The organism is Kangiella taiwanensis (genome assembly GCF_020005165.1).
Classification (GTDB): Bacteria; Pseudomonadota; Gammaproteobacteria; order Enterobacterales; family Kangiellaceae; genus Kangiella; species Kangiella taiwanensis.
On record NZ_JAHCLT010000002.1, the window covers coordinates 704747 to 728813 of the forward strand.

29 protein-coding genes are annotated in these 24067 nt (G+C 45.0%); 7 read left to right on the forward strand and 22 right to left on the reverse strand.

Annotated elements, in window-relative coordinates; all coding sequences use genetic code 11:
* Positions 1 to 21 precede the first annotated feature (21 nt).
* The 5 genes from KFK88_RS08860 to KFK88_RS08880 all read right to left on the reverse strand — a co-directional run bounded on the left by KFK88_RS08860 (position 22) and on the right by KFK88_RS08880 (position 5368).
* Positions 22 to 1704 (reverse strand): glutamine--tRNA ligase/YqeY domain fusion protein, encoded by a 1683-nt coding sequence (locus KFK88_RS08860; protein WP_223578693.1) that lies wholly within the window; start codon positions 1702 to 1704, stop codon positions 22 to 24.
* A 162-nt stretch (positions 1705 to 1866) separates the two neighbouring features.
* Positions 1867 to 2442 carry a PqiC family protein gene (locus KFK88_RS08865; RefSeq protein ID WP_223578695.1) on the reverse strand — a complete coding sequence of 192 codons (576 nt, stop codon included), beginning with the start codon at positions 2440 to 2442 and terminating at the stop codon, positions 1867 to 1869.
* Positions 2439 to 3416 carry an MlaD family protein gene (locus KFK88_RS08870; RefSeq protein WP_223578697.1) on the reverse strand — a complete coding sequence of 326 codons (978 nt, stop codon included), beginning with the start codon at positions 3414 to 3416 and terminating at the stop codon, positions 2439 to 2441. The genes KFK88_RS08865 and KFK88_RS08870 overlap by 4 nt, the downstream gene beginning before the upstream one ends.
* A 30-nt stretch (positions 3417 to 3446) precedes the next feature.
* Positions 3447 to 4247: an ABC transporter ATP-binding protein gene (locus tag KFK88_RS08875; protein ID WP_223578699.1), complete on the reverse strand. Its 801-nt coding sequence runs from the start codon at positions 4245 to 4247 to the stop codon at positions 3447 to 3449.
* A gap of 2 nt (positions 4248 to 4249) precedes the next feature.
* On the reverse strand, positions 4250 to 5368 hold the full coding sequence (locus KFK88_RS08880) for an MlaE family ABC transporter permease (protein WP_223578701.1): 1119 nt from the start codon (positions 5366 to 5368) through the stop codon (positions 4250 to 4252).
* Positions 5369 to 5625: 257 nt separating this feature from the next.
* Between KFK88_RS08880 and xseB the strand changes: the two genes are divergently transcribed.
* Genes xseB through dxs form a run of 3 tightly spaced genes read left to right on the forward strand, consistent with a single transcriptional unit; the run spans position 5626 to position 8666 of the window.
* Complete coding sequence (gene xseB, locus KFK88_RS08885) at positions 5626 to 5886, forward strand: exodeoxyribonuclease VII small subunit (protein WP_223578703.1); 261 nt, start codon at positions 5626 to 5628, stop codon at positions 5884 to 5886.
* Between the two features lie 8 nt (positions 5887 to 5894).
* Positions 5895 to 6785: a (2E,6E)-farnesyl diphosphate synthase gene (ispA, locus tag KFK88_RS08890; RefSeq protein WP_223578705.1), complete on the forward strand. Its 891-nt coding sequence runs from the start codon at positions 5895 to 5897 to the stop codon at positions 6783 to 6785.
* A 39-nt stretch (positions 6786 to 6824) separates the two neighbouring features.
* Positions 6825 to 8666, forward strand: coding sequence for a 1-deoxy-D-xylulose-5-phosphate synthase (gene dxs, locus KFK88_RS08895; RefSeq protein ID WP_223578706.1), 1842 nt, complete (start codon positions 6825 to 6827; stop codon positions 8664 to 8666).
* A gap of 640 nt (positions 8667 to 9306) precedes the next feature.
* Here dxs and KFK88_RS08900 read toward each other — a convergent pair.
* The 10 genes from KFK88_RS08900 to KFK88_RS08945 all read right to left on the reverse strand — a co-directional run bounded on the left by KFK88_RS08900 (position 9307) and on the right by KFK88_RS08945 (position 17270).
* A complete protein-coding gene (locus KFK88_RS08900) occupies positions 9307 to 9804 on the reverse strand; it encodes a phosphatidylglycerophosphatase A family protein (protein ID WP_223578708.1) in 498 nt (165 codons plus the stop codon).
* A gap of 22 nt (positions 9805 to 9826) precedes the next feature.
* The gene (thiL, locus tag KFK88_RS08905) at positions 9827 to 10846 is read right to left on the reverse strand and encodes a thiamine-phosphate kinase (RefSeq protein WP_223578710.1); all 1020 of its coding nucleotides are present in this window, start codon (positions 10844 to 10846) and stop codon (positions 9827 to 9829) included.
* Positions 10847 to 10883: 37 nt separating this feature from the next.
* Positions 10884 to 11312, reverse strand: coding sequence for a transcription antitermination factor NusB (nusB, locus tag KFK88_RS08910; protein WP_223578712.1), 429 nt, complete (start codon positions 11310 to 11312; stop codon positions 10884 to 10886).
* 33 nt (positions 11313 to 11345) lie between these two features.
* Positions 11346 to 11819 (reverse strand): 6,7-dimethyl-8-ribityllumazine synthase, encoded by a 474-nt coding sequence (ribH, locus tag KFK88_RS08915; RefSeq protein ID WP_223578714.1) that lies wholly within the window; start codon positions 11817 to 11819, stop codon positions 11346 to 11348.
* A 114-nt stretch (positions 11820 to 11933) separates the two neighbouring features.
* A complete protein-coding gene (gene ribBA, locus KFK88_RS08920) occupies positions 11934 to 13052 on the reverse strand; it encodes a bifunctional 3,4-dihydroxy-2-butanone-4-phosphate synthase/GTP cyclohydrolase II (RefSeq protein ID WP_223578716.1) in 1119 nt (372 codons plus the stop codon).
* Between the two features lie 10 nt (positions 13053 to 13062).
* On the reverse strand, positions 13063 to 13665 hold the full coding sequence (locus tag KFK88_RS08925; protein ID WP_223578718.1) for a riboflavin synthase: 603 nt from the start codon (positions 13663 to 13665) through the stop codon (positions 13063 to 13065).
* A 2-nt stretch (positions 13666 to 13667) separates the two neighbouring features.
* On the reverse strand, positions 13668 to 14786 hold the full coding sequence (gene ribD / locus KFK88_RS08930) for a bifunctional diaminohydroxyphosphoribosylaminopyrimidine deaminase/5-amino-6-(5-phosphoribosylamino)uracil reductase RibD (protein ID WP_223578720.1): 1119 nt from the start codon (positions 14784 to 14786) through the stop codon (positions 13668 to 13670).
* Between the two features lie 14 nt (positions 14787 to 14800).
* Positions 14801 to 15262 carry a transcriptional regulator NrdR gene (nrdR, locus tag KFK88_RS08935; RefSeq protein ID WP_223578723.1) on the reverse strand — a complete coding sequence of 154 codons (462 nt, stop codon included), beginning with the start codon at positions 15260 to 15262 and terminating at the stop codon, positions 14801 to 14803.
* A gap of 22 nt (positions 15263 to 15284) precedes the next feature.
* The gene (glyA, locus tag KFK88_RS08940) at positions 15285 to 16535 is read right to left on the reverse strand and encodes a serine hydroxymethyltransferase (RefSeq protein ID WP_223578724.1); all 1251 of its coding nucleotides are present in this window, start codon (positions 16533 to 16535) and stop codon (positions 15285 to 15287) included.
* A gap of 135 nt (positions 16536 to 16670) precedes the next feature.
* Positions 16671 to 17270, reverse strand: coding sequence for a transglycosylase SLT domain-containing protein (locus tag KFK88_RS08945; protein WP_396326654.1), 600 nt, complete (start codon positions 17268 to 17270; stop codon positions 16671 to 16673).
* Between the two features lie 183 nt (positions 17271 to 17453).
* Here KFK88_RS08945 and KFK88_RS08950 point away from each other — a divergent pair, with 183 nt between their 5' ends.
* On the forward strand, positions 17454 to 18008 hold the full coding sequence (locus KFK88_RS08950) for a response regulator (RefSeq protein WP_223578726.1): 555 nt from the start codon (positions 17454 to 17456) through the stop codon (positions 18006 to 18008).
* A 12-nt stretch (positions 18009 to 18020) separates the two neighbouring features.
* Here the strand turns inward: KFK88_RS08950 and KFK88_RS08955 are convergent, their stop codons facing one another.
* On the reverse strand, positions 18021 to 18965 hold the full coding sequence (locus KFK88_RS08955; protein ID WP_223578727.1) for a cation diffusion facilitator family transporter: 945 nt from the start codon (positions 18963 to 18965) through the stop codon (positions 18021 to 18023).
* Between the two features lie 83 nt (positions 18966 to 19048).
* Here KFK88_RS08955 and KFK88_RS08960 point away from each other — a divergent pair, with 83 nt between their 5' ends.
* Genes KFK88_RS08960 through KFK88_RS08970 form a run of 3 tightly spaced genes read left to right on the forward strand, consistent with a single transcriptional unit; the run spans position 19049 to position 20785 of the window.
* Positions 19049 to 19420, forward strand: coding sequence for a YkvA family protein (locus KFK88_RS08960; RefSeq protein ID WP_223578728.1), 372 nt, complete (start codon positions 19049 to 19051; stop codon positions 19418 to 19420).
* Between the two features lie 33 nt (positions 19421 to 19453).
* Positions 19454 to 20098 (forward strand): class I SAM-dependent methyltransferase, encoded by a 645-nt coding sequence (locus KFK88_RS08965; protein WP_223578729.1) that lies wholly within the window; start codon positions 19454 to 19456, stop codon positions 20096 to 20098.
* Positions 20099 to 20785: a hypothetical protein gene (locus KFK88_RS08970; RefSeq protein WP_223578730.1), complete on the forward strand. Its 687-nt coding sequence runs from the start codon at positions 20099 to 20101 to the stop codon at positions 20783 to 20785.
* A gap of 63 nt (positions 20786 to 20848) precedes the next feature.
* Here KFK88_RS08970 and rplQ read toward each other — a convergent pair whose 3' ends face one another.
* The 6 genes from rplQ to rpmJ all read right to left on the reverse strand — a co-directional run bounded on the left by rplQ (position 20849) and on the right by rpmJ (position 24051).
* On the reverse strand, positions 20849 to 21253 hold the full coding sequence (gene rplQ, locus KFK88_RS08975) for a 50S ribosomal protein L17 (RefSeq protein ID WP_223578732.1): 405 nt from the start codon (positions 21251 to 21253) through the stop codon (positions 20849 to 20851).
* A 192-nt stretch (positions 21254 to 21445) separates the two neighbouring features.
* Positions 21446 to 22426 (reverse strand): DNA-directed RNA polymerase subunit alpha, encoded by a 981-nt coding sequence (locus tag KFK88_RS08980; protein ID WP_223578734.1) that lies wholly within the window; start codon positions 22424 to 22426, stop codon positions 21446 to 21448.
* Between the two features lie 24 nt (positions 22427 to 22450).
* Positions 22451 to 23071: a 30S ribosomal protein S4 gene (rpsD, locus tag KFK88_RS08985; protein ID WP_223578736.1), complete on the reverse strand. Its 621-nt coding sequence runs from the start codon at positions 23069 to 23071 to the stop codon at positions 22451 to 22453.
* 18 nt (positions 23072 to 23089) lie between these two features.
* Complete coding sequence (gene rpsK, locus KFK88_RS08990) at positions 23090 to 23479, reverse strand: 30S ribosomal protein S11 (RefSeq protein WP_223578738.1); 390 nt, start codon at positions 23477 to 23479, stop codon at positions 23090 to 23092.
* Between the two features lie 14 nt (positions 23480 to 23493).
* Entirely contained in the window at positions 23494 to 23850 is a 357-nt protein-coding gene (gene rpsM, locus KFK88_RS08995; RefSeq protein WP_223578740.1) for a 30S ribosomal protein S13, read from the reverse strand.
* An 87-nt stretch (positions 23851 to 23937) separates the two neighbouring features.
* Positions 23938 to 24051 (reverse strand): 50S ribosomal protein L36, encoded by a 114-nt coding sequence (rpmJ, locus tag KFK88_RS09000; RefSeq protein WP_046561862.1) that lies wholly within the window; start codon positions 24049 to 24051, stop codon positions 23938 to 23940.
* Between the last annotated feature and the right edge of the window lie 16 nt (positions 24052 to 24067).

Consider the following 24067-nt stretch of genomic DNA (forward strand, 5'->3'; position numbering starts at 1 on the left):
GCTTTAAACTAAGTATTCTGACTACCCATTCCAAGAGTCACGCAAAGTCACTGTACGGTTCAGCACAATATTATCCGCACTGTGCTCATAGCGATCCGTTGTAAAGTAACCTTCTCGCTCAAACTGGAAACGTGTTTCAGGCTCAGCATCCGCCACACTTGGTTCAACCATGGCCTTGATAACGGTCAATGACTCAGGGTTTAGCGCCTCATTAAAGTCATCCATCGCACCTGGATTTGGCACATTGAACAAGCGATCGTACAAACGAACCGTGGCTTCTTTGGCATACTTCGCAGAAACCCAATGAATCACACCACGAACTTTACGACCTTCAGGATTTTTACCTAGTGTCTCTGGGTCATAAGTACAATGAAGTTCTTTGACGTCACCGTTCTCATCCAAAATCGCTTCATCAGCTCGGATCACATACGCATTACGCAGTCGAACTTCGCCATCCTTGACCAGTCGCTTATATTTCTTGTTGGCACTTTCACGATAATCCGCACGGTCAATATAAAGCTCACGAGTAAACGGCAAGTCACGAGTCCCCATATCATCATCTTTAGGGTGGTTTTTGCCTTGTACCGTCTCTTCTTTCTCTTCTGGGTAATTGGTAATAATCACCTTAATAGGATCTAGCACTGCCATGCGACGCTCAACGGTATCGTTTAAATGGTTACGCACCGCGTCTTCCAGTAAGGTCATGTCGCTGACGCTATTGACCTTACTGATGCCGACAGCCTTACAAAAATCACGGATAGACTGTGGTGTGTAGCCTCGACGACGCATACCCGCAATGGTTGGCATACGCGGATCATCCCAACCATCGACTTTGCCGCTCTCAACCAATTGCGTCAGCTTACGTTTCGAGGTAATTGTATACGCTAAGTTTAAACGGGAAAATTCAATCTGCTGAGGTCGAGCTGGCGCATCGATATTGTCCAAGACCCAGTCATACAAGGGACGATTAACTTCGAACTCTAGCGTACATAGTGAGTGGGTAATTCCTTCCAACGCATCGGAAATGCAGTGGGTAAAGTCGTACATCGGGTAAATGCACCACTCATCGCCAGTGCGGATGTGATGTAAACGACGAATACGATACAACACAGGATCACGCATCAACATGTTCGGGTGTGACATATCAATTTTAGCGCGCAATACCATTTGACCATCAGCATACTCACCCGCTTTCATCTTACGGAATTGCTCTAGGCTCTCCTCAACAGGACGATTGCGATATGGGCTTTCTTTGCCTGGTGTTTGGAAATTACCACGGTTTTTAGCGATATCTTCCGCAGGCTGTTCGTCAACATACGCCAGATCTTTGTAAATAAGCTCTTCAGCAAAATTGTACAATTCATCGAAATAATCCGAAGAATGACGTACCTCGCCTTCCCATTTAAAGCCCAACCAGCGCACATCGTCTTCAATTGAACGGGCAAATTCTTCGCTTTCTTTTGCTGGATTAGTGTCATCAAAGCGCAAGTTACAAGGCGCCTGGTAATCTTCTGCAATTCCAAAATTTAAACAAATTGATTTCGCATGCCCCACATGCAGATAACCATTTGGTTCCGGCGGGAAACGCGTATGCACACGACCGTCATTTTTACCTTCAGCAAGATCTTGGTTGATCTTATTACGGATAAAGTTAGTCGGCGTTGAATTTTCAGTGTTTTTTTCTGTTGAGTTAGTCTCAGACATATTGGAATTGCTCACACAGTATCTAGTTGTATTAAATCGAGCCACTGGCTCATTTGCCCAGAGCAGGCAATTTCATTTCACAAGCCAGTGATTTTAACGAGAAACAATGACTAATGCGATAGCTATTAGCCTAAAATGGGGGCTTGGCGCAAAAAAGCAAGCTTATTGCTGCTGGATGATTTGCGCCATTTGCTGTGCGAGACGGGCTAATAGTCGGCGTTCTGCTGAAACGACAGCGGCATATGTGCCGCCAGTGAAGTTTTCACTTAAGGCAAAAGAGCGAGCCATCGACTGCCCACTCTTGCTTGATAGCACCATTTTGGCTTCCAAGTAAGCCGACGAGTCCTCAAAACTGGCGTCAAAGCGTTTGATGTCCAGTTGAATAGCGTAATCAATCTGATCGGACTTCCTCCAAGGGTATTCGAACACATTGTTAGAGTTTAATTCGTTACTCAAGTCGTGCTGCAAAGAAGTAATAATCAGACCACGCAGATCAGAAGCCCAGCGGTCGAACTCGGAAAAGACAATCTGGCTAGTGTTAGTGCGAATGGCGATTTGCGGCTTTTGCAAATAATCCGCCACACTTACAGGCCCTAAGCCAACCCTCACTGTTTCAGTACGCTCGACATCATTCAGCTCGTTCTCCAACAGATAGAAATTAGAATTTGGGGAGCGCGTTGAACAAGCGTTTACTAACAACGCAGTCATTGCTAATAGGGTAATTAATCGATAGTTCATTGTTTATCCTTCCCGTAAATCAAGGCCTCAGGATGACGTTCTAGATAGTCAGTTAACACTCGAATCGAGTGTGCCGCTTTTGACAGTTCTTCTAGAGTTTGATTGAGCTGGAATTGCACTTCGGAGTCTTGCCCATAGGTGTGCTCAACGGACTCGACTAACTGTTGTGTATCCGTTAGGACCTTCTCTAGGCCCTCAAACCGCTTTTCCATGCTGGTGATTAGGCTTGGAACCGTGTCATTCAGGTTCTTTGCAAACTTCTCATACTCATCCATGGTTTCTTTAAACTCAATCGCCACAGGCTTAATTTCATTATTAAACGTATCCGCAACCTCTCGATAGCGACTGATCGTTTCATTGAGGTTATTAAGACTGGTACCAAAATCGGCGGCGCTGATCACATCATTCGCATTTTCTAGCAAGGTGTTCATATTATTGGCAATATCGGCCAAAGGTAACTTAGACACCTCGTCAGCAAACACGCTCAGCGCGCTTGGTGCCGTTGGAAACTCGGTTACATCCTTAATAATGCCTCGTCGCTTAATCGGAATTTCGGGCCTAAACTCTAAGGCAATTCGCATCTTGCCCGTGACCAGACTTTGCGTTTCTAACGTACCCTTGAGCCCCTTTTCCACGATTCGATTGGTGATATCCTTCATGTCCTCTTCGCCAGCATGTCCATTCAACCCCTTAAAACTATCAGGGTAAATGTTGACGTAGACGGGAGTGTAGATATCCAAGCTTTCTCGATCAGACACCACTTCAATCTTTTTAACAGAACCGACCTTAACACCTTTAAAGACCACCGGAGAACCTTCATCTAAGCCTGCTAAGGAGCCATCAAAAAACATCACAAAGTGATTCACAGGCTCGTTAAATCGTGCCTTAGCAAAAAACAAAATGGCGCCTACCAACAATACAATGGCGCCTAATACAAAGCCGCCGATAGCTGTCGATTGTGATTTGTTGCTCATTGCTTGCCTTCCTGTTATGTCGCGTAAGCGCTATTCTTCTGCGCCGCGAGTCAAAAACCGTCGAACCGTTTCATGCTCAGAGTGCTTCACTAGCTCGTTTGGATCACCTGTCGTCAACATGGTTTTCGTTTCAGCATCCAAAAATACCGAATTATTACCGATGGCGAAAATACTCGCCAATTCATGGGTCACCACGACTAAAGTACAGCCTAGGTTATCACGAAGCTGTAATATCAGGTCATCCAATAGCCTAGCGCTAATCGGGTCAAGCCCCGCAGAGGGTTCGTCTAAAAATAAAATATCAGGTTCTAGCGCTAACGCTCGCGCCAAGCCCGCACGCTTTCTCATACCGCCACTAATTTCCGAAGGGTAATAATCCTCGAAGCCCTTGAGGCCAACCAGCGCCAGCTTTAATGAGGCTAAATGTCGAATATCACTTTCGGACAAGTCCGTATATTCGCCAATCGGTAGAGCAATATTTTCCGCAAGCGTCATTGAACTCCACAAAGCCCCGCTTTGATAGAGTACACCGCAGCGCTGCATGAGGCGCTGTCGCCTACTTTCTTCGGCCTGCCAGAAATCGATATAATCGCTTTCGCGCTGATTCTGCTGGCTATCCGAATGGAACAGGACCCGCCCAGTAGCAGGTTGCTTGAGCCCAATAAAGTGCTTCAACAGCGTGCTTTTACCGCAACCACTACCGCCCATGATGATAAAAATGTCCTGTGATTTAATATCGAAGGTTAAATCTTTTTGTACCACAAAATCACCATAAGCCATGGTGAGGTCTTCGGCTTTAATAATACTATTGCTTGACGACTTATCAGCCATGACTAAATCCCTAACAAGCTGGTAATGATGGCGAATAAGCCATCAATCACAATAATAAAGACCACGCCAGCCACCACCGCAGACGTCGCCGCATTACCTACAGCAGAAGCGCTTCTGCCCGATAGCATGCCGTTCATGCAGCCCGTAATAGCAATCACGATACCGAAGATAAAGGCTTTGACTAAACCCAAACTAATATCCGTCATATCCACAGCGTTAATGGTTTGTGTCCAATATTCGGTAAACGTAAGGCCCATGGCACCAACACTGATCATGGCACCGCCCAAAATCCCCAGAAAGTTCGCATAAAGGCACAACAGCGGCATCATAATGATCAGCGCCAAAATCCGTGGCAAGACAATAAAGTCCATCGGCGAGATGCCGAGCGTTCGGTAAGCATCAATTTCTTCATTGACCTGCATGGTGCCTATTCGAGCCGCAAAGGCCGCGCCAGTCCGCCCAGCCATGATAATACCGGTCATCATACAGCCCATTTCACGGACCATAGCAATTCCAACCAAATCCGCCACATAGACCTCTGCACCAAACTGCTTTAACTGGACCGCGCCGACAAAAGCCAAAATGATTCCGACTAAGACACTGATCAACGTCACGATAGGCAAAGCTTCTGGCCCCGTGTCAGAAAGGATCTCTCTTAAATCACGTCCACGGAATCGGGCTCTTCCTCGAATTAAACGGTAAAAACTTTTGACGCTTTCGCCGAGAAAAAAGAAAAAACCGAGCGCTTCACGATAGTCAGTCAGCACCTTGTCACCGATATGTGCTAATAGTGTCGGTTGCTCTTTCTTTTTGTCCGCCCCTTGACGCTCAGGTACTGTGTTGGCTAGTTCAACTAACTCATGAGCACCGCGTGGTAACGATTGAAAATGAAGCTGTTGCTGCCCTTCTTTAGCAAAGGTATCTAGGCGTAATAATAAGCTGATTAGCGAGCTATCCCACTGCTCAACAGCGCCACCATCAATCACCTCAAACGGGGACTGTTTAAAATGATCCAAGATAGCTTCTGAGTCTTGCCCACTATGCCGAATCGTCCAATCGCCAAAAAGCTTCAGGGCTTTCTGACCATTGTCATCGCTTATCTGGTATCGGCTCGTACTCATTCCCTATTCTTTTTCTCTGTTTTTCTTAATAGTGCTTCTAAGTATTTGATGGTGATAGCTTTTCTCGCATTACTGTTACCATAGTAGCTAACGCTGACTGTGGAGGCAACTGGTGCTTTATTCGCCTTAGCGCTCACAGATAGTTTCACAAATAGTTGCTATGGGTTGTTGTGACAGACAGTAGCTACTGAGCCGCTTTTCTTTTAATGCACAATATAGGACAATAGCAGGCCTTAATGAATTCTCCGTGAAGACCTATGTCTGCAAAAAAAGTGCCTGCGAAACAAGCTTCCAAAACCAACTTTGAAACCCAACTCTCCGAGCTTGAGTCTATCGTTGAACAGCTTGAGTCTGGCGAATTACCTCTGGAAGATGCGCTAAAAGTATTTGAGAAAGGGGTAAAACTGTCTCGTCAATGTCAACAAATGCTGTCAGAAGCTGAGCAGAAAGTAACGATCTTGATGGACAATGACTTGATGGATAGCCAAGAACAAGATTTCGACGCACCAGACGAATAATTCCTCACATGACGATTGAACAACACCTACAGCACTGGCAAAGCCAGGTATCTCAATTACTCGAAGTTCGCCTGCCACAAAGTGACTCGGTGCCGCATACACTCCACCAAGCCATGCGTTACGGCGCGTTGAATGGTGGTAAGCGCATTCGTCCGATTCTAGTTTTTGCTACAGGGCAAGCGCTGGGCGCGACAGAGCACGACCTGTCGTCACCTGCTCTAGCTGTTGAGTTAATTCACTGTTACTCTCTGGTGCATGACGACTTGCCAGCGATGGACGATGACGATCTTCGTCGAGGCAAACCGACCTGTCACATCCAGTTCAACGAAGCTACGGCAATCTTAGCAGGCGATGCTCTGCATACTCAGGCGTTCCAAGAGCTATCATCATTTGAGTTTAGTGCTCAAGCACAGCCGCAGCAGCTTGAAATGATTCGTGAACTGGCGGTTGCGAGCGGCTCTCTTGGCATGGGCGGCGGCCAAGCCATTGACTTGGAGTCCACGCAAAAGGTCATCGACTTGCCAATGCTGGAAAATATGCACCGCATGAAAACTGGCGCTTTAATCAAGGCCAGTGTATTACTTGGCGCCTTATGTTCTGGCCCTTTAAAGCCAGATGAGAGAACCGCACTGGTCGACTATGCCGACGCTATTGGCCTAGCTTTTCAAGTTAAAGATGACATCCTGGATATCGAATCCGACACAGAAACGCTCGGCAAACCGCAAGGCTCAGATCTCGAAAAAGAGAAAAACACCTATCCAGCGCTATTGGGCATCGACGGCTCACGTCAAAAACTCGACGATTTATTACAATTAGCGCTACAAGCCTTGGCTAAGTTACCCTACAATACACAGTTATTAGCCGATTTGGCTAAATTTATTGTTCATCGAAAATCGTGAATATTTTCACAAGCACCTTTTTAAGAACGTTTTAGACCTATGAGCACTGATCTTTATCCTTTATTGACGCAAATCACGACCCCATACGACCTTCGAAAAGTTGATAAAAATCAACTGGTTGATGTGGCTGATGAGCTGCGCCAATACTTAATTAATACCATCAGTCAGTGTGGCGGACATTTTGCCGCAGGTTTGGGCACTGTCGAGTTAACCGTTGCCTTGCACTATATGTTTGAAACACCTGAGGACCGCATTGTGTGGGACGTAGGTCACCAAGCTTACCCTCATAAAGTGTTAACGGGTCGTCGTGAACAACTGCATACCATTCGTCAAACGGATGGACTGCACCCGTTCCCTGTTCGTAGCGAGTCTGAGTACGATACCTTTGCCGTAGGACATTCCAGTACCTCTATCAGCGCCGCTTTAGGTATGGCTCTTGCTGCAAAACAACGTGGCGAAGAACGTCAATGTGTCGCAGTCATTGGTGACGGTGCCTTAACGGGCGGCATGGCGTTTGAAGCCATGAATCACGCTGCTGATACCGACGCTAACTTGCTCGTGATTCTTAACGACAACGAAATGTCGATTTCAGAAAACGTCGGTGGCATGAACCGCTACTTGGCGAAGCTGCTAGCTGGGCGTTTTTACCAACGGGTTCGTGAAACTGGAAAAAAAGCCCTGCATGGGATTAAGCCATTGTCAGAGTTTGTCAGTCGTGCCGAAGAACACATGAAAGGCATGGTTTTACCGGGTACTTTATTTGAAGAGCTAGGTTTTAACTACAATGGCCCCATCGACGGACATGACTTACCGACCTTATTAACCACGCTGAACAACATCAAAGAATTAAAAGGCCCACAGTTCTTACACGTGGTCACGCGCAAAGGCAAAGGTTACGCCCCAGCAGAGAACGACCCGATTGCTTACCACGGCGTGCCGATCTTTGATCCGAAAACCAGCGAATTACCCAAAGGCGTTAAGCCAAAGACCTATTCCAACATTTTCGGCGACTTCATGTGTGATATTGCTGCTAAAGACGAGCGTGTTGTGGGTATTACACCAGCCATGCGGGAAGGTTCTGATCTGATTCGCTTCTCAAAAGAATTCCCAGAACGTTATTACGACGTCGGCATTGCCGAGCAACATGCGGTTACCGTATCCGCAGGCTTAGCTTGCGAAGGATTAAAACCTGTTTGTGCCATTTATTCCACGTTTTTACAGCGTGGCTATGATCAGCTGATCCACGACGTTGCACTACAAAATCTCGACGTTTTGTTTGCAATCGATCGTGGAGGACTAGTCGGCGGCGATGGTGCGACCCACAATGGCGCCTTCGACCTCAGTTACCTACGCTGCATTCCTAATATGGTCATTATGGCGCCAAGCGACGAAAACGAATGTCGCCAATGCCTATACACTGGTTACCTCTACGAAGGTCCGGTTGCAGTCCGTTACCCACGCGGCATGGGCTCAGGTATACAAGCTGAAAAATCTTTCACGCCATTCGAGATTGGTAAAGGTGAAGTGAAGCGCCAAGGTGAAAAAATCGCTATCCTAGCCTTCGGCTCAATGGTACAAACCGCACTAGAAGCGGCTGAAACAATTAACGCTACGGTAGCCGACATGCGCTTCGTCAAACCACTTGATGAGCAGTTGATTCGTGACCTTGCTGAAACTCACGACCAATTTCTCACTATCGAAGAAAACGCCGTACAAGGCGGCGCCGGTTCAGCCATCAACGAATTTATCCTCAACAACGAGATCCAAGTTAAAGTCAAAAATCTAGGACTGCCAGATAGGTTTGTTGAACATGGTAGTACCGGGGATTTACTGGAAAGAATTGGTTTGACTGCAGACGATATTGTTAAGGTTGTTTCGTAACCTTCCTTTTTATCTCGTCATTCCCGCGTAGGCGGGAATCTGTATTATATTTGTAACTTAGCATTGGTTACCCCTCAAGTATTGTCATTCCAAATTTAATTTGGAATCTTTGGCCTTTATAAGTTTCCCTACGCTCTTACCCTTTTCTTTGCTCGTCCAAAGAAAAGGGCGAAAAGAAAAGACGCCCCTATATTGAGATTATTCTACGAATAATTACCTTCACTCAGTATCAGTCACTTAACGCACCGTGAAATACAGTCCCTCCATGGGCTGAATTTCACTATTCAAATCATCCACGATTTGAATTGCTATGACTGCTTCTTCGTTCAGCTCAATATAATGGGGTATCTGGAGCTAACCTTACATTTCTCACCAAAATTTTAACTATAGCAAAACACTGACAGGCTACGATTATCCCCTTAAAGTTAGCCGAAAGAAGAAAAGTTATAGCGTAAATTGGGCAAGGATAGCCCAATTTAGTCAAAACGAGACAGGAGGTCGAGTTTGACGGCGCGTCAGTAACTTTTTTGAATGAGGGAAGCCTGTAAGGCCTAACGTCAGGGGGCTTTCTTTTGGTTACTTTTCTTGGACAAGCAAGAAAAGTAACCAAAAGAAAGCGAAACTAGTACAGAAAATATGACTAACTAAAAGGAAAAAGAGCTAAATGCAAAATCCCCAAAGCAAACACTCCCGCCAATAAATCATCCACCATAATCCCAAATCCACCATGAACTTTTTTGTCGAGCCACTTGATCGGCCATGGTTTTAGGATGTCAAAGAAGCGGAATAATACAAAACCAGCAAGTGCCCATTGCCATGTTGCGGGAATGGCGATCATGGTAATAAGGTAGCCACAGATTTCATCCCAGACGATTCCGGGGTGATCGTGGACGCCAAGTTTCTTGGCAGTGTAGTGGCAAAGCCCAATGCCGACTATCGACAAAACGAGCGTGGCAAGAAGGTAGTAAGGGAGTGTCAGAAAAGATAATCCGTACCAAACTGGGATGGCGGCTATAGTGCCCCAAGTTCCAGGGGCTTTTGGCATTAAGCCCGAACCAAAACCAAAGGATAAAAAGTGCAAAGGGTTGGTGAAGACCATTCTTTTGATTAAAGTTTTATCAGCTAGCGGTACCGTCATAATGTGTTTATTCTTTTAGGTGTTATTGGTTAAAGTGTTGCCAGCTGACGCGATTACTTTCGAAAGGCTGTCCGTTTAGGTTTAATTGTAAGCCCTCGTCTTGCACCTTACCGATTCGAGTGACGTTTATCTGGCAGCGCTCAGCCAAGTTCAAAATTTTGTTGCGGTGTTTACTTGATGCAGTGAAGCAGAGCTGATAGTCATCACCACCGTTCAGCGCATACTGCCTTGCTTGCTCAAGTCCGACGAAGTTCACAAGAGCTTCAGAAACAGGAAGTGACTCTACACATACTTTTGCGCCACACTGGCTCTTTGACAGTATATGACCTAAATCGGCGGTTAAGCCGTCGGAAATATCGAGCCCGCAACGTGATAATTTAGTGAGTTTTCGAGCAAACTTTAGTGGTGGGATAGGCTGAGTTAGCGCTTTCCATAATTCAGCTTCGCTATGATTCAGTGCTGCTTTTTGAACCAAAGCTTTGTCGTACAACTCCAATGCAGCGGCAGCTTCGCCTAAGTACCCAGTGACCCAGATATCGTCACCAACTTCTGCGTTATTCCGCTCAAGCAGTCGACCTTTTTTGACTGAGCCATAAGCGGTGATATTGATATTGAGCGGGCCTTGTGTCGTATCGCCACCAACTAAAGGCACTTTAAATAATTTGCTGGCGTTTTTTAGTCCTTCACTGAAACTCTTCAGCCAGTCTTGATTCACTTCTGGCAAACTAATCGATAGTGTGAACGCTAATGGCTTAGCGCCCATAGCGGCTAGGTCGCTAACGTTAGCAGCAAGTGCTTTATGTGCAATCAACTCAGGCTCTAGGTCAGAAAAGAAGTGAACTCCATCGACCAAAGTATCGGTTGAAGTAACCAGTTGATATTTTTCAGGGATTTCAAAAATGGCGCAGTCGTCGCCAATACCTTTGACCACTTTCGGCTTTTTGTTTTTCTGAGATGATTTGTTATTGGCCGAACCATTAGAAGCTTGAGTAAAGTCATACTCAAAAGTAAAGTAACGCTCTATGAGGTCAAATTCGGCCATATTAGTGCAACTTAAGCCCTTACGTTATTGCCCCGCTTCATTCGTGAGGACGTAGTGTTTTACTGATTTTATCCAGCACACCATTGATAAATTTATGGCCATCAGTCGCACCGAATGTTTTCGCTAACTCGATGCCTTCATTGATAACCACTCGGCGTGGAATATCAATTCGGTTTTTTAATTCAAACGCAGACAAACGAATAATCGCACGCTCTACCGGATCAATTTCTTCCATTTTTCGGTCGATGGCAGGAGCAACCACATCATCAAGATCATCTAAACTTGTCAAAACACCGCTGAACAGTTCTTGGAAGTACTCAATATCGACTTTCTTGCTATTCATGGTTAATAGGTATTGTGCCTCAATCTCATTCAAGGCATTACCCGTCATTTGCCACTGATAAATTGCCTGCATCGCGTATTCACGTGCTTTACGACGTGCTGCTGGTTTAAAATTTTGTTCCATATAAACGCTCTTACTCTCAGTTAGCTTGGGTAGTTAACCTAGTTTACGGGTTAAGTTAATCATTTCGATCGCAGTTGCCGCGGCTTCACCACCCTTATTCATTTTCTTCGGGTTAGCCCGCTCTTCAGCCTGCTCATCTGTATTCACGGTCAGGATGCCGAAAATCACAGGAAGATTATGCTTAATCGAGACATCCATTAGACCTCGACTCGATTCCGCGCAGACATAGTCAAAGTGTGGCGTGTCACCACGAATGACAACACCAATCGCAATCACAGCATCAAACTCGCCACTTAGGGCCACTTGCTGTGTCGCATACGGTAACTCATAGGCACCAGCCACATCAAAACGTGCAACCTTGTCAGCAGGAACCTCAAGCTCCGCAAACTTTTGCTCCACACCCTCAATCATCATATCAATGATCGGTTGATTAAAACGTGCATGGACGATGGCAATCTTACCACCTTGATACTGTGTCTTTGAAAAGTCTAGTTTAAAGTCGCTCATAAAGCGCAGGCTCTTACTGTGAAATGGTGCTGAATTATTTGGGGAAGGCATGCTTCACCACGGTTACAGGCAGGTATTGTATTATAACCGTGGCGAAATCACTAATTTTTAAGATTATTTTTCAGGCGTTATGTGCTCAACAATTTCCAAGCCATAACCACCAAGCGCTGTGTATTGCGTGCCAGAGCTTAGTAAGCGCATCTTTCTCACGCCTAAGTTTACAAGGATTTGAGAGCCGATACCGACGGTACGTTTCTTTTTACGCTTTTGCTCTTGAGTTAAGGTTTCACCATGGTCTTCGCGCTCGAACTGACGAACCCGATCCAGCAATTCATCGCTCGATTCTTTTTTCGCAATAAGAACCAAGACACCCTCGCCTTCTTCTGAAATTTTCTCGATTGAGTCGCTCACGGTCCAGCTTTTGCTTTTACCGCGTTGCGATTCCAATAAGTCTGAAAGGCTATCGGTTAAGTGAACACGCACTAACGTAGACTTATCGTTAGTTGGGTTGCCTTTAACTAAAGCAAAGTGAATTTGCTCGTCGATGGTATCTTTAAAGGTATGCAACCTAAAATCACCATGCTCTGTTGGCCAGTGACATTCACTAATTTTCTCAACGGTTTGCTCTTTTTCGGTACGGTATTCGATCAAATCGGCGATGGTGCCCATCTTCAAGCCATGCTCTTGAGCAAACACTTCCAAGTCTGGACGACGAGCCATGGTGCCGTCTTCATTTAAAATTTCAACGATGACCGCAGCAGGATCAAAGCCTGCTAAGCGCGCTAAATCACAGCTCGCTTCGGTGTGGCCAGCACGATTCAATACACCACCTTCTTGCGCCATGATCGGGAAAATATGACCCGGTTGTACGATATCTTCCGGCTTAGCGTTTGGTGCCACCGCAGCTTGAACCGTTCTAGCTCTGTCAGCGGCTGAAATACCCGTTGTCACGCCTGTTGCAGCTTCAATTGACACAGTGAAATTGGTGCTAAATTTAGCTCCATTACTGGCTGACATAAGCGGTAGGTTAATTTGCTCACAGCGCTCACGCGTCATAGGTAAACAAATCAGGCCACGACCATATCGCGCCATGAAGTTAATGTCCTCAGGACGAACTTGGCTGGCAGCCATGATGAGATCACCTTCATTCTCGCGGTCCTCATCATCCATAAGAATGACCATTTTGCCCTGACGGATGTCTTCGATGATTTCTTCAATACTGTTTAGCTTCATAACGTTGGCCTTACTCGGCTTTATCTGCGTGCATTAAGCGCTCTAAGTAGCGCGCGATTAGGTCAATCTCTAAATTCACCTGCGTCCCTACTTGATAACTATCGGCGATAGTTTCCTGCAGTGTGTGAGGTACTAAATTAAGGCTAAACTGGTCTTTTTCAAGGTCATTGACCGTTAAACTTGTGCCATCAACGGTAATTGAGCCTTTAATAGCAATGTACTTGAGTACTTCTTGTGGTGCTTTGATTTTGTATTGAATCGAACGCGCGGCCTCTTCAATCGCGACAACTTCGCCGATAGCATCCACATGACCACTGACCATGTGGCCCCCAAAACGTGTTGTTGGTAGCATTGCTTTCTCAAAATTCACCGGCTGATTGTCTGCATAATGCTTCATACAGGTCACATCGATGGTTTCAACCGACACATCGGCAGCAAAACCTTGGGGTAACTTTTCGATCACCGTCAAGCACACACCATTACAGGCGATACTGTCACCCAGCTGTACATCGGTTAAGTCGAGCTTACCCGTATTAAAGACATAACGCGCATCGCCGCCTTTTGCTTCAATGCTCTCGATAAAACCAGTTGCTTCAATAATTCCAGTAAACACAATTAGCTCACTCGTTGATAGGTTAATTTTAGATCCTGACCAATCTGCCGAACATCCTGTAGCTCCAGATTTATTGCTTGACTCATTGTGTCAAACGGCAGTTTAGCCATTGGCTTGGCCGCACTGCCTAGTAATTTCGGCGCCATAAAAACTTGCAGCTCATCAATCAAGTCTAGCTGTAAGAAAGCACCAAGCAGCTCGCTTCCCGCTTCGACCAAGACATCGTTAATGCCCTCTTCGGCCAGAAGCTTTAGTAGACCACGCAGATCGACGAAACCATCCTCACCCGCAGCAATTTGGTACAAAGTAACATTAGCACTAAACGTTTCTTGTCGCTTTGAAGCTGATACTAACCAGCATTGACCTTGATTCTTAAAAATCTCTGAATCAGGCTTCACTTGATGCTTAGAATCGATTATTACTCGATAAGGCTGTTCAAAGTAAGGATCACCCACTAAATCCTTGTCACGAACATTCATCGAAGGGTTATCGAATAATACAGTTCCAGAGCCTGTAATCACAGCGCCACTTTGAGCTCTCAGACGTTGCACCTCAGCTCGCGCCTCAGGTCCAGTAATCCACTGGCTCTCACCGCTGGCCATTGCTGTTCGGCCGTCAACACTTACCGCTGTCTTCGCAACCACTCGCGGTATGCCTGATGTCATACGCTTGATAAAACCAAGATTTAGCTCCTTCGCTTCCTGCTCCATCAAGCCACTGCCAACAGAGACTCCTGCATCACGGAGCATTTGAATCCCACGACCGGCAACTTGCGGGTTCGGATCGGTCATTGCACAAATCACCTGTGATACCCCAGCGTCAATCAAGCCTTTGGCACAGGGCGGTGTCTTGCCTTCATGCGAGCAAGGCTCCAAAGTAACATAGGCCGTAGCGCCATTAACATCATGCCCATTGGCCTTGGCGTGTTCCATAGCATTGACTTCAGCATGGGCAAAGCCAGCTTTTTGATGCCAGCCCTCGCCGATGACAGTCAATTTACCGTTGATATCATTAACTAATACGCAACCGACTCGAGGATTCGAGCGAGTAGTGAACCAGCCTCGACGAGCTAGTTGGAGTGCTCGCGCCATAAAGCGCGCATCATTTGAATTAAAACTCATAAATTCCGAGCAGATTACTTGTCGCTATCGCTCTGTAACTTATCAATTTCCTCACGGAACGCCTGAACATCCTGAAAACGGCGATAGACAGAAGCAAAACGCACATAAGCCACATCGTCTAATGCGCGTAATGCTTTCATGATTTCTTCTCCGACAACGCTAGCTGAGACTTCTCGCTCACCTAACGCACGGAGGTTGGAAAGGATTTTGTTAATGGCGGCTTCTAAGTCCTCAACACTGACTGGACGCTTCTCCACCGCTTTAGCCAAGCCCGTTCTCATCTTAAGTTCATCAAACGGTTCCCGTGTACCGTCTGATTTGATGATTTTTGGCATCACCAACTCTGCGCTTTCGAACGTCGTATAACGCTCGCCACACGACAAACATTCGCGTCGGCGGCGAACCTGACTCCCATCAGCCACTAAACGTGAATCAATCACCTTGGTGTCTGGGTTAGCGCAGAATGGGCAATACATGGCCGTTAATCCTTCCTATTGATTATTTATATACAGGGAAACGCTTCGTTAATTCCATCACCTTAGCTTTAACGTCGTTAATGACCTGTTCGTTCTCGATGTCGTCAAGAATATCACAAATCCAACCAGCAAGCTCTGTCACTTCAGCTTCTTTAAAGCCACGAGTAGTGACTGCTGGCGTACCTAAACGCAAACCACTGGTCACAAACGGTGAGCGCGGTTCATTTGGAACGGTATTCTTGTTAACCGTGATATTTGCCTTACCTAGAGCGGCTTCAGCGTCTTTACCGGTAATATCTTTGCTAATTAAATCCACTAGGAACAAGTGGTTCTCAGTGCCACCAGAAACAATATCCACTCCACGCTCAACAAAGACTTTCGTCATGGCCTGAGAATTTGCTTTCACCTGTTTCTGCATCGCTTTAAATTCATCGCTTAACGCTTCTTTGAAGGCAACCGCTTTCGCCGCGATAACGTGCATCAAAGGACCGCCCTGACCGCCAGGGAATACCGCAGAATTAAGTTTCTTCTCTAACTCAGGATTAGCTTGAGCTAAAATCACACCGCCACGAGGGCCAGCTAACGTTTTGTGCGTTGTCGAGGTCACCACATGCGCGTGAGGCACAGGGTTTGGATATTCGCCAGCAGCAATCAAGCCCGCAACGTGCGCCATATCGACAAATAAGTAAGCACCTACTTTGTCTGCGATTGCACGGAATTTCGACCAATCAACCGTACGCGAATAAGCAGAGAAACCTGCTACTAGCATTTTTGGCTTGTGCTCAAGTGCTAAGCTCTCAACTTCGTCATAGTCAATATAGCCATTCTCATCAACGCCATATTCAACCGAGTTATAAATTTTACCTGAGAAGCTCACTTTAGAGCCGTGAGTTAAGTGACCGCCATCCGACAAGCTCATGCCTAGAATCGTGTCACCCGGCTTGATCAATGCCATGTACACGGCAGCGTTAGCTTGTGAGCCTGAGTGCGGTTGGACGTTTGCATAATCAGCGCCAAATAACTCTTTAACACGCTCAATCGCTAACTTTTCCGCGACATCGACATACTCACAACCGCCGTAATAGCGCTTATCTGGATAGCCCTCAGCATATTTGTTTGTTAAGACAGAGCCTTGCGCTTCCATGACACGTTTACTGGTGTAATTTTCAGACGCGATCAACTCAATATGCTCTTCCTGACGCTTTTCTTCAGCGTCGATTGAAGCGACCAATTCTGGGTCAAAATCTCTTAGAGACGTCGTATTACCCAACATACCTAAATTCCTCTGATGTTCGTTTTCAAAATTGGGCTCATTCTAACCGATCCAATAGCGAAATGCGCCATAAATAGTCGGCATATCTTACCACTTATGGTGCCACATATAACCTTTCAATATATTCGTAAAAACCTAGAACCAGCCTCGAATGTTGTCGTCAAGTTGCGGACGGCAACGCTTGTATTGCCGCGCATAGTCTAAAGAGCGTCGCTTTACTTTATCCGAGACTTTGACCAACCAAGATTTACTGCGATAAGTACCGCGCTTGTAGCCACCCCAGCCTTCGTGATAAGCCAAATACTGTGCTTTTGCGTCCCACTTCGAAATACCCAGTTTTTTGTGTGAATGGTAGGTGTACCAACCAATAAAATGAATGGCGTCATCAAACTCATCACGCTTAGCATTCCAGTTACCCGTTGATTTGATGTAAGTCTCCCACGTGCTTTCGAGAGCTTGCGCATACCCATAAGCATCCGAAGGGCGCCCTATCGGGATAAAGCCTAGGAACCACTCCATATCCGGACGAATAGTTCGATTGAATTTTGACTCTTGGTGCATAATGGCAAGTTGTACATGAATGGGGGTGCCCCACTCTTCTTGTGAATCTAACGCAGATTCATACCACTCTTCTTCCGATAGGATGCTGCACAAGTCATTGACATTACTCGGCTTATAAGTTGCACATGAACTCAATACGCCAATAGCTGTCAGTATTATTAACACTTTTTTGATCAAAAACGTATCCTTTCACAATTTATAACAAGTTTTTTTGAGAAATGAATTTATCATGTCTCGAACAATGCTAAAATGCCCGCAAAAATAATGCTTCACCGGCAAATGTCACGAGTTATGGTTAGTCTCCACGACTAGCAAGGGATATTCAACCACTGATTTAAGATATTAAGCAGCTAATTTATGAGCACAATTTTACTGGTCGACGACAACACGCACATTTTAGCGGGTACTGCTAAACATTTGGAGCAGTCTGGCTATAAATATGATTATGTCGACGATTATAAAACAGCGCTTAACTTCTTGCGTCTGTCGCGTCCGTCAGTACAAATAGTGGTGGTTACCTTAAACAACTCTTTGGGCTATCCGATGATGCGCAAGCTACAAGCATTAATGTCCGATCGTGCTCCCATCATCGTTTATTCTGAAGATAACGATGGTTCAATCTCTAAATGGATAACCAAGCACAATATTCCTCACTTCTTCCGGCATGATACCGAGGAATTGCAACTGTTTAATCGCATCAAGCGAACTCTCTTTAGCCGAGGGCAGTTCTTTACTCACCAGCAACTATCCGGACTGGCCAAAGTCTTGTCTAAATATACCGATCAAGCTGAAAGTCTGGTCAAATCAACAGCCCCTCATTCAAAAAGTATTCAAGAGTTACAGCACAAACTCGCTCGTAAACTTGAAGGCATTGAGAACCAACGACGTTTCCTCGCTGAAGTTCAAAGGTAAAATCCCGCCAAATTACTTTGGGTTAGTGGCTGTATCAATACATGCCACGGCTTCCGTGTTTTCAACGCAATTCGAGCGTTCAACCTGGATGGTCGCGTGAGTTAAGCCGTGCTTAACACGTAGTAGCTCTAACATCACATCAATCATGTCATCACCTGGATAATCATCCTTTATCAAGGCATGAAACGTCATCAGCGGCTCTTGCTCGCTGATACTCCACAAATGCATGTGATGGATATCAACAACACCGTCCAAAGCCATCAAATCATTGTGGATCTGCTGTGTATCCAACTCTTGTGGTTTACCTTCGAGTAAAATATGCGACGAATCTTTTATGACATGATAAGCGCTACGTAAAATTAGCACTGAGACAAAAATAGAGAGAAGAGGGTCAACCCATAAAATACCCCACTGCCAAATAATTAGAGCCGCCGCAATGGCGCCTACGGAACCCAGTAAATCACCTAGTACGTGCAACATGGCACTGCGCACATTGATATTTGTGCCACTGGCGCTGTGTAAAATCTTAAACACAACAATGTTCACGATTAAGCCTAATGTCGCAACAACGAGCATTGTAGCGCTCTGGATTGGGTTGGGTTCATAAAAACGCTGAATACTTTCCCACACAATCCAAATCGTCAAGCCTATTAGAAAAATACCATTAGTATAGGCTGCAAGGACTTGCAAGCGACCATAACCAAAGGTCCTTTGGCTATCAGCAGGTTTCGCACTCAAAGTCATAGCGTAAAACGCTAATAGTAAAGCCGCGGCATCGGTTAGCATGTGCCCTGCGTCGGCTAGCAGTGCCAATGATCCAGAGATCAAGCCACCAACAACTTCCACTAACATGAAACTGCCAGTGAGTATCACTGCCCACAACATTTGCTTTCGGCTAGCTACTGGATGATGATGACCCTCATCATCGTTTGCATGACTGTGCCCGTGATGATGCATAGAACTCCTCACTAAAATTCAGGTCTTAACTATATCAGCCAACAAGTTACGATGTAAAAAGTTAATACCGAGGATGTAATACAATGGTAAAAACACCCCCTAAAAGTAACGATAAGGAAGAGATCACTGCTAAGCATTACTACTCTGACAAAGGCTTTTGGAAAAAGATAAAACGTTTTGCAGTAAATATAGGAAAGGAAGCACTGGAAAAACTGCTTATCCTCTATTACTGCTTCAACGACCCGGCCACTCCAAAGAAAGAAAAAACTATAATTCTGGGTGCACTGGGGTATTTCGTTATGCCTTTTGATGTAATCCCCGATTTGCTGCCGGGTGGCTGGACTGACGATCTTGGTGTGTTAGCACTGGCTTTTGCCAAAGTAGCGAAATCCATTAATGATACTCATATCCAAAAAGCACGAGAGAAACTTAACAAATTGACTCGTACCGCCTAAACTGTAAAACAAATTACCGACGACGACAACGCCATGCCGTTATTACAAGAATTGCCGGAAAAGAATATCTTTCAAGCTTACGGAATATTACTGCTTGAAAATAACCACCGCCTCGTCCGCAAGCTAAAAAAACATTACACCCCATCGATTCACGGCCATAAGACCTGGAACAGCAGCTTTGTATTGATGGACTACTTCCTTCACAATGAGACACTGGGATATAAGAAAAAAGTCATGGAGTTAGGTTGTGGTTGGGGACCTGCCAGTATTTTCTGCGCACAGCATGCCTCTGCAAAAGTAACCGGTGTCGATCGTGATGACGAAGTCTTTCCATTTTTTGAAGTTCAAGCAGCGTTGAACGAAGTCGAAGTTACCACCAAACAAGCCAGCTTTGAAAAGCTGACTAAGAAAGAGCTGTCAAACTATGACATTTTGATTGGCGCTGATATTTGCTTTTGGGACAAGTTAACCAAAATTCATTTCAATCTAATCAAAAGAGCTTTTCAGGCAGGTGTCAAAGAAGTCATTATTGCTGATCCCGGCCGCGAACCTTTCTATGAACTAGCGGAGCTATGCTTAGATTACTTTGAAGACAGTGACCTGATTGATTGGTACGCCAGTGAGCCAGAGTACTTTGAAGGCGATATTCTTCATATCAAAAACCCAAGTGGTAGCTAAATGCCGATATTTTTACTACTTACTCTATTAATCGTCATTACTGGTTGTTCTCCAAAATCAGCTGTTGTTTACGACCCTTTTGCACAGGTTGAAACGATTGATGAAGAACAAATCAATACGACTGAACGAACTGAATACTTGGCCTTTCGTTATTATCACGACATACAAGAACCTAGTTATCTAAACTATTTGCAAGGTATTAAAGAGAGCTATAGATTTACCTTCACAGGTGATTATGAGCCTGACCTGATTATTAGGATAAATCATTGGGAGTGGAGTGATACTTACTCGGTCTCCGTAAAAAAGCGAAACCGCAATAGCTATCATGTATCCAGCTGTATTAGGAATAGAACCACTGAAGATATATATAGCTGTCCACCAACTCACCTTTCAAAAGTCAATCATATAGAAATTTCACATATAGACTGGATTGAATTTAAAGAACTTATCCTAGCAACGAAATTTTGGAGTAAATCTCCTGAGCTGCATGAGGCTCAGAATATTTTTCTTCTACATGGGACGCACTGGAATATTGAAGGCTTCAAATCAAAAAATGACAGTGAGTTTAGCAGGAACTACGGCATTAATAATCCTAAGCACGATTCAAATGTATACAGGTTGGGCAAATATGTATTAATGCTTGCTGATGAGGCGCAGTGGTTGATTCGAGCTTATAACAAAACATAGATTGCATACAAAAAAGCCCGCTTTAAGCGGGCTTTTCTAATCGTCAGTCTCTAAAACTAAAGATTACTCTTCAGTTTCTTCAACTTCAAAATCGTCTTCGTCTTCAACGATTGGGCGGTCAACCAATTCAACGTATGCCATAGGAGCATTATCGCCAGGACGGTTGCCACACTTCAAGATGCGCAGGTAACCACCTGGACGATCTTGGTAACGAACACCTAGCTCGCTGAATAACTTTGCTACGGCTTCGTTGCTACGAATACGTGCAAAAGCTAAACGACGGTTAGCTACTGTGTCTTTTTTCGCTAAAGTAATTAAAGGCTCAGCAACACGACGTAGTTCTTTTGCTTTTGGCAAAGTTGTACGAATAAGTTCATGCTCGATCAATGACGCAGTCATGTTACGGAACATTGCCTTACGGTGTGAGCTATTACGGTTTAATTTACGACCTGATTTTTGATGACGCATATTGAGTTCCTCACTCTATTTAATTCCAGCCTGCTGTAGTACTGGAAAAACGATAAATTTAAATCAGCTTCTCATTCAAAATTTTGATTTAAGTCAAAACTTTCAACAATGACTAACTTAGTAAAAAAGCGCAAGGATAACCTTGCGCTTAATTTTGTTAGAAAACTTGGCTAAATTGAGCTTACTTAACGATTACTCGCCAAGAATGCTTGATGGAGGCCAGTTTTCAAGACGCATACCTAATGACAAACCACGTGAAGCAAGTACGTCTTTGATTTCAGTCAAAGATTTCTTACCAAGGTTTGGAGTTTTAAGTAACTCAACTTCGGTACGCTGAACCAAGTCACCAATATAATGGATATTCTCAGTTTTCAAACAGTTAGCAGAACGTACTGTTAGCTCCAGATCATCAACCGGACGCAATAGAATCGGATCAATTTCTGGCTCTTCTTTCTCAGGCTCAGCTTGTTTCTCATCTTTCAAGTCAACAAACGCTGCTAATTGCTGTTGAAGAATCGTCGCACTGCGGCGAATAGCTTCTTCTGGGTCAATTGTGCCGTTCGTTTCAAGATCAAGAACTAGCTTGTCTAAGTTTGTACGCTGCTCTACACGCGCAGATTCTACGGTGTAAGATACTTTCTTCATTGGGCTGAAAGAAGAATCTACTTGTAGTACACCAATTGGCTTGTCTTCGCCCTCTGGTTGCTTACGAGTGTTTGATGCTTCATAACCACGACCAAGAACAATCTTGATACGCATAGTTAAAGCGCCACCTTTATTCAAAGTAGCAATGTAGTGATCTTTGTTCACTACTTCAGCACCAGAAACTTCTTCAATGTCAGCAGCAGTCACGACGCCTTCGCCTTTCTTTTGTAAAGTAAGAGTAACCTCTTCTTTATCTTCAAGGCGAACTGCCAACCCTTTTAAGTTCAAAAGGATATCGATTACGTCTTCTTGAACACCCTCAATCGCTGAGTATTCGTGAAGGACGCCGTCGATTTCTACTTCTGTCACTGCGGCACCTGGCATTGAAGACAATAAGATGCGACGCAGTGAGTTACCCAAAGTGTGTCCAAATCCACGTTCAAAAGGTTCCAAGATAACGCGAGCTTTAGTGCCCTCGTCTGATTCGACCTTAATTTGACGCGGAGTCAGAAATTCAGTTGCTGACATACTATCCCTCTCAAGGATTAAAAATTACTTAGAGTAAAGCTCTACAATTAGGTTTTCGTTGATGCTAGCGTCTAATTCAGTACGCTCAGGAAGACGTTTGAACTGACCTTCCATTTTCTTTGCATCGACTTCAATCCACTCAGGCTTGTCACGTTGTGCCGCTAGCTCAAGAGCTGCGACGATACGTGCTTGCTTCTGTGACTTCTCACGAACAGAGATCACATCATCCGCTTTAACTGAGTAAGAAGGAATGTTCACCGATTCACCGTTAACCAAAATCGCTTTGTGGCTAACAAGTTGACGAGCTTCGCCACGCGTAGAAGCGTAACCCATACGATAAACTACGTTGTCTAAACGCGACTCAAGCAATTGCAACAAGTTAGAACCTGTAGCGCCTTTAAGACGGTCAGCTTCTTTGTAGTAATTACGGAATTGACGCTCTAGAACACCGTAGATACGACGAACTTTTTGCTTTTCACGAAGCTGTAAACCATAGTCAGAAAGACGGCTACGACGAGCGCCATGCTGACCAGGAACAACTTCAATCTTACATTTGGTTTCAATTGCACGAACGCCTGATTTGTGTCCTAGATCGACACCTTCACGACGTGACAATTTAAGTTTTGGACCTAGATATCTAGCCATTATAAACTCCCGTTATTGTTACACACGACGCTTTTTAGGCGGGCGACAACCATTGTGTGGAATAGGTGTCACGTCAGTAATGTTGGTGACTTTAAAGCCAGCAGCGTTAAGTGCGCGAACCGCTGATTCACGACCTGGTCCAGGACCCTTAACGAATACTTCAACATTTTTCATACCCATTTCTTTTACTACTTGAGCAGCGCGATCAGCAGCTACCTGTGCAGCGAAAGGAGTAGATTTACGTGAACCACGGAAGCCAGAGCCACCAGATGTTGCCCATGCAAGAGCATTACCTTGGCGGTCTGTGATCGTAATGATGGTGTTGTTAAACGACGCATGGATATGCGCCATACCATCAACTACGGTCTTTTTAACTTTTTTCTTAGTAGTACGAGGTGATTTAGCCATTATGTTCCACCAAACTATTTCTTAATCGGTTTGCGAGGACCTTTACGGGTGCGAGCATTTGTCTTCGTACGTTGCCCACGCAAAGGTAGGTTACGACGGTGACGGATGCCTCGGAAACAACCCAAGTCCATCAAACGTTTAATATTCATGTTGATTTCGCGACGCAAATCACCTTCAACGGTAAATTTGCTCACCTCGTTACGTAGATTCTCAATTTGGTCTTCGTTCAAATCTTTGATCTTTGCAGTAGGTTCAACCCCTGCATCAGCACAGATTTTCTGTGCACGAGGACGACCGATACCATAGATAGCGGTCAATGCGACATCAGCATGCTTATGTACCGGAATGTTAATACCAGCTATACGAGCCATTTAACAATATCTCCTAAATTAAATAAGCAGGCGTGAAAGGGCGGCCATTTTAGCCACATCACGCCTAAAAATCAAACAATTATCTAATTAACCTTGACGCTGTTTATGGCGAGGGTCAACACAGATAACGCGAACACTGCCGTGACGACGAATCACTTTGCAGTTACGGCACATTTTCTTAACAGAAGCACGAACTTTCATTTGTTACTCCAACATG

Excerpts from the sequence above, each read along its gene's own strand:
- KFK88_RS08860 (WP_223578693.1), bottom strand. The coding sequence starts at position 1,704 with ATGTCTGAGACTAACTCAACAGAAAAAAACACTGAAAATTCAACGCCG.
- KFK88_RS08865 (WP_223578695.1), bottom strand. The coding sequence starts at position 2,442 with ATGAACTATCGATTAATTACCCTATTAGCAATGACTGCGTTGTTAGTA.
- KFK88_RS08870 (WP_223578697.1), bottom strand. The coding sequence starts at position 3,416 with ATGAGCAACAAATCACAATCGACAGCTATCGGCGGCTTTGTATTAGGC.
- KFK88_RS08875 (WP_223578699.1), bottom strand. The coding sequence starts at position 4,247 with ATGGCTGATAAGTCGTCAAGCAATAGTATTATTAAAGCCGAAGACCTC.
- KFK88_RS08880 (WP_223578701.1), bottom strand. The coding sequence starts at position 5,368 with ATGAGTACGAGCCGATACCAGATAAGCGATGACAATGGTCAGAAAGCC.
- xseB (WP_223578703.1), top strand. The coding sequence starts at position 5,626 with ATGTCTGCAAAAAAAGTGCCTGCGAAACAAGCTTCCAAAACCAACTTT.
- ispA (WP_223578705.1), top strand. The coding sequence starts at position 5,895 with ATGACGATTGAACAACACCTACAGCACTGGCAAAGCCAGGTATCTCAA.
- dxs (WP_223578706.1), top strand. The coding sequence starts at position 6,825 with ATGAGCACTGATCTTTATCCTTTATTGACGCAAATCACGACCCCATAC.
- KFK88_RS08900 (WP_223578708.1), bottom strand. The coding sequence starts at position 9,804 with ATGACGGTACCGCTAGCTGATAAAACTTTAATCAAAAGAATGGTCTTC.
- thiL (WP_223578710.1), bottom strand. The coding sequence starts at position 10,846 with ATGGCCGAATTTGACCTCATAGAGCGTTACTTTACTTTTGAGTATGAC.
- nusB (WP_223578712.1), bottom strand. The coding sequence starts at position 11,312 with ATGGAACAAAATTTTAAACCAGCAGCACGTCGTAAAGCACGTGAATAC.
- ribH (WP_223578714.1), bottom strand. The coding sequence starts at position 11,819 with ATGAGCGACTTTAAACTAGACTTTTCAAAGACACAGTATCAAGGTGGT.
- ribBA (WP_223578716.1), bottom strand. The coding sequence starts at position 13,052 with ATGAAGCTAAACAGTATTGAAGAAATCATCGAAGACATCCGTCAGGGC.
- ribD (WP_223578720.1), bottom strand. The coding sequence starts at position 14,786 with ATGAGTTTTAATTCAAATGATGCGCGCTTTATGGCGCGAGCACTCCAA.
- nrdR (WP_223578723.1), bottom strand. The coding sequence starts at position 15,262 with ATGTATTGCCCATTCTGCGCTAACCCAGACACCAAGGTGATTGATTCA.
- glyA (WP_223578724.1), bottom strand. The coding sequence starts at position 16,535 with ATGTTGGGTAATACGACGTCTCTAAGAGATTTTGACCCAGAATTGGTC.
- KFK88_RS08950 (WP_223578726.1), top strand. The coding sequence starts at position 17,454 with ATGAGCACAATTTTACTGGTCGACGACAACACGCACATTTTAGCGGGT.
- KFK88_RS08955 (WP_223578727.1), bottom strand. The coding sequence starts at position 18,965 with ATGCATCATCACGGGCACAGTCATGCAAACGATGATGAGGGTCATCAT.
- KFK88_RS08960 (WP_223578728.1), top strand. The coding sequence starts at position 19,049 with ATGGTAAAAACACCCCCTAAAAGTAACGATAAGGAAGAGATCACTGCT.
- KFK88_RS08965 (WP_223578729.1), top strand. The coding sequence starts at position 19,454 with ATGCCGTTATTACAAGAATTGCCGGAAAAGAATATCTTTCAAGCTTAC.
- KFK88_RS08970 (WP_223578730.1), top strand. The coding sequence starts at position 20,099 with ATGCCGATATTTTTACTACTTACTCTATTAATCGTCATTACTGGTTGT.
- rplQ (WP_223578732.1), bottom strand. The coding sequence starts at position 21,253 with ATGCGTCATCAAAAATCAGGTCGTAAATTAAACCGTAATAGCTCACAC.
- KFK88_RS08980 (WP_223578734.1), bottom strand. The coding sequence starts at position 22,426 with ATGTCAGCAACTGAATTTCTGACTCCGCGTCAAATTAAGGTCGAATCA.
- rpsD (WP_223578736.1), bottom strand. The coding sequence starts at position 23,071 with ATGGCTAGATATCTAGGTCCAAAACTTAAATTGTCACGTCGTGAAGGT.
- rpsK (WP_223578738.1), bottom strand. The coding sequence starts at position 23,479 with ATGGCTAAATCACCTCGTACTACTAAGAAAAAAGTTAAAAAGACCGTA.
- rpsM (WP_223578740.1), bottom strand. The coding sequence starts at position 23,850 with ATGGCTCGTATAGCTGGTATTAACATTCCGGTACATAAGCATGCTGAT.
- rpmJ (WP_046561862.1), bottom strand. The coding sequence starts at position 24,051 with ATGAAAGTTCGTGCTTCTGTTAAGAAAATGTGCCGTAACTGCAAAGTG.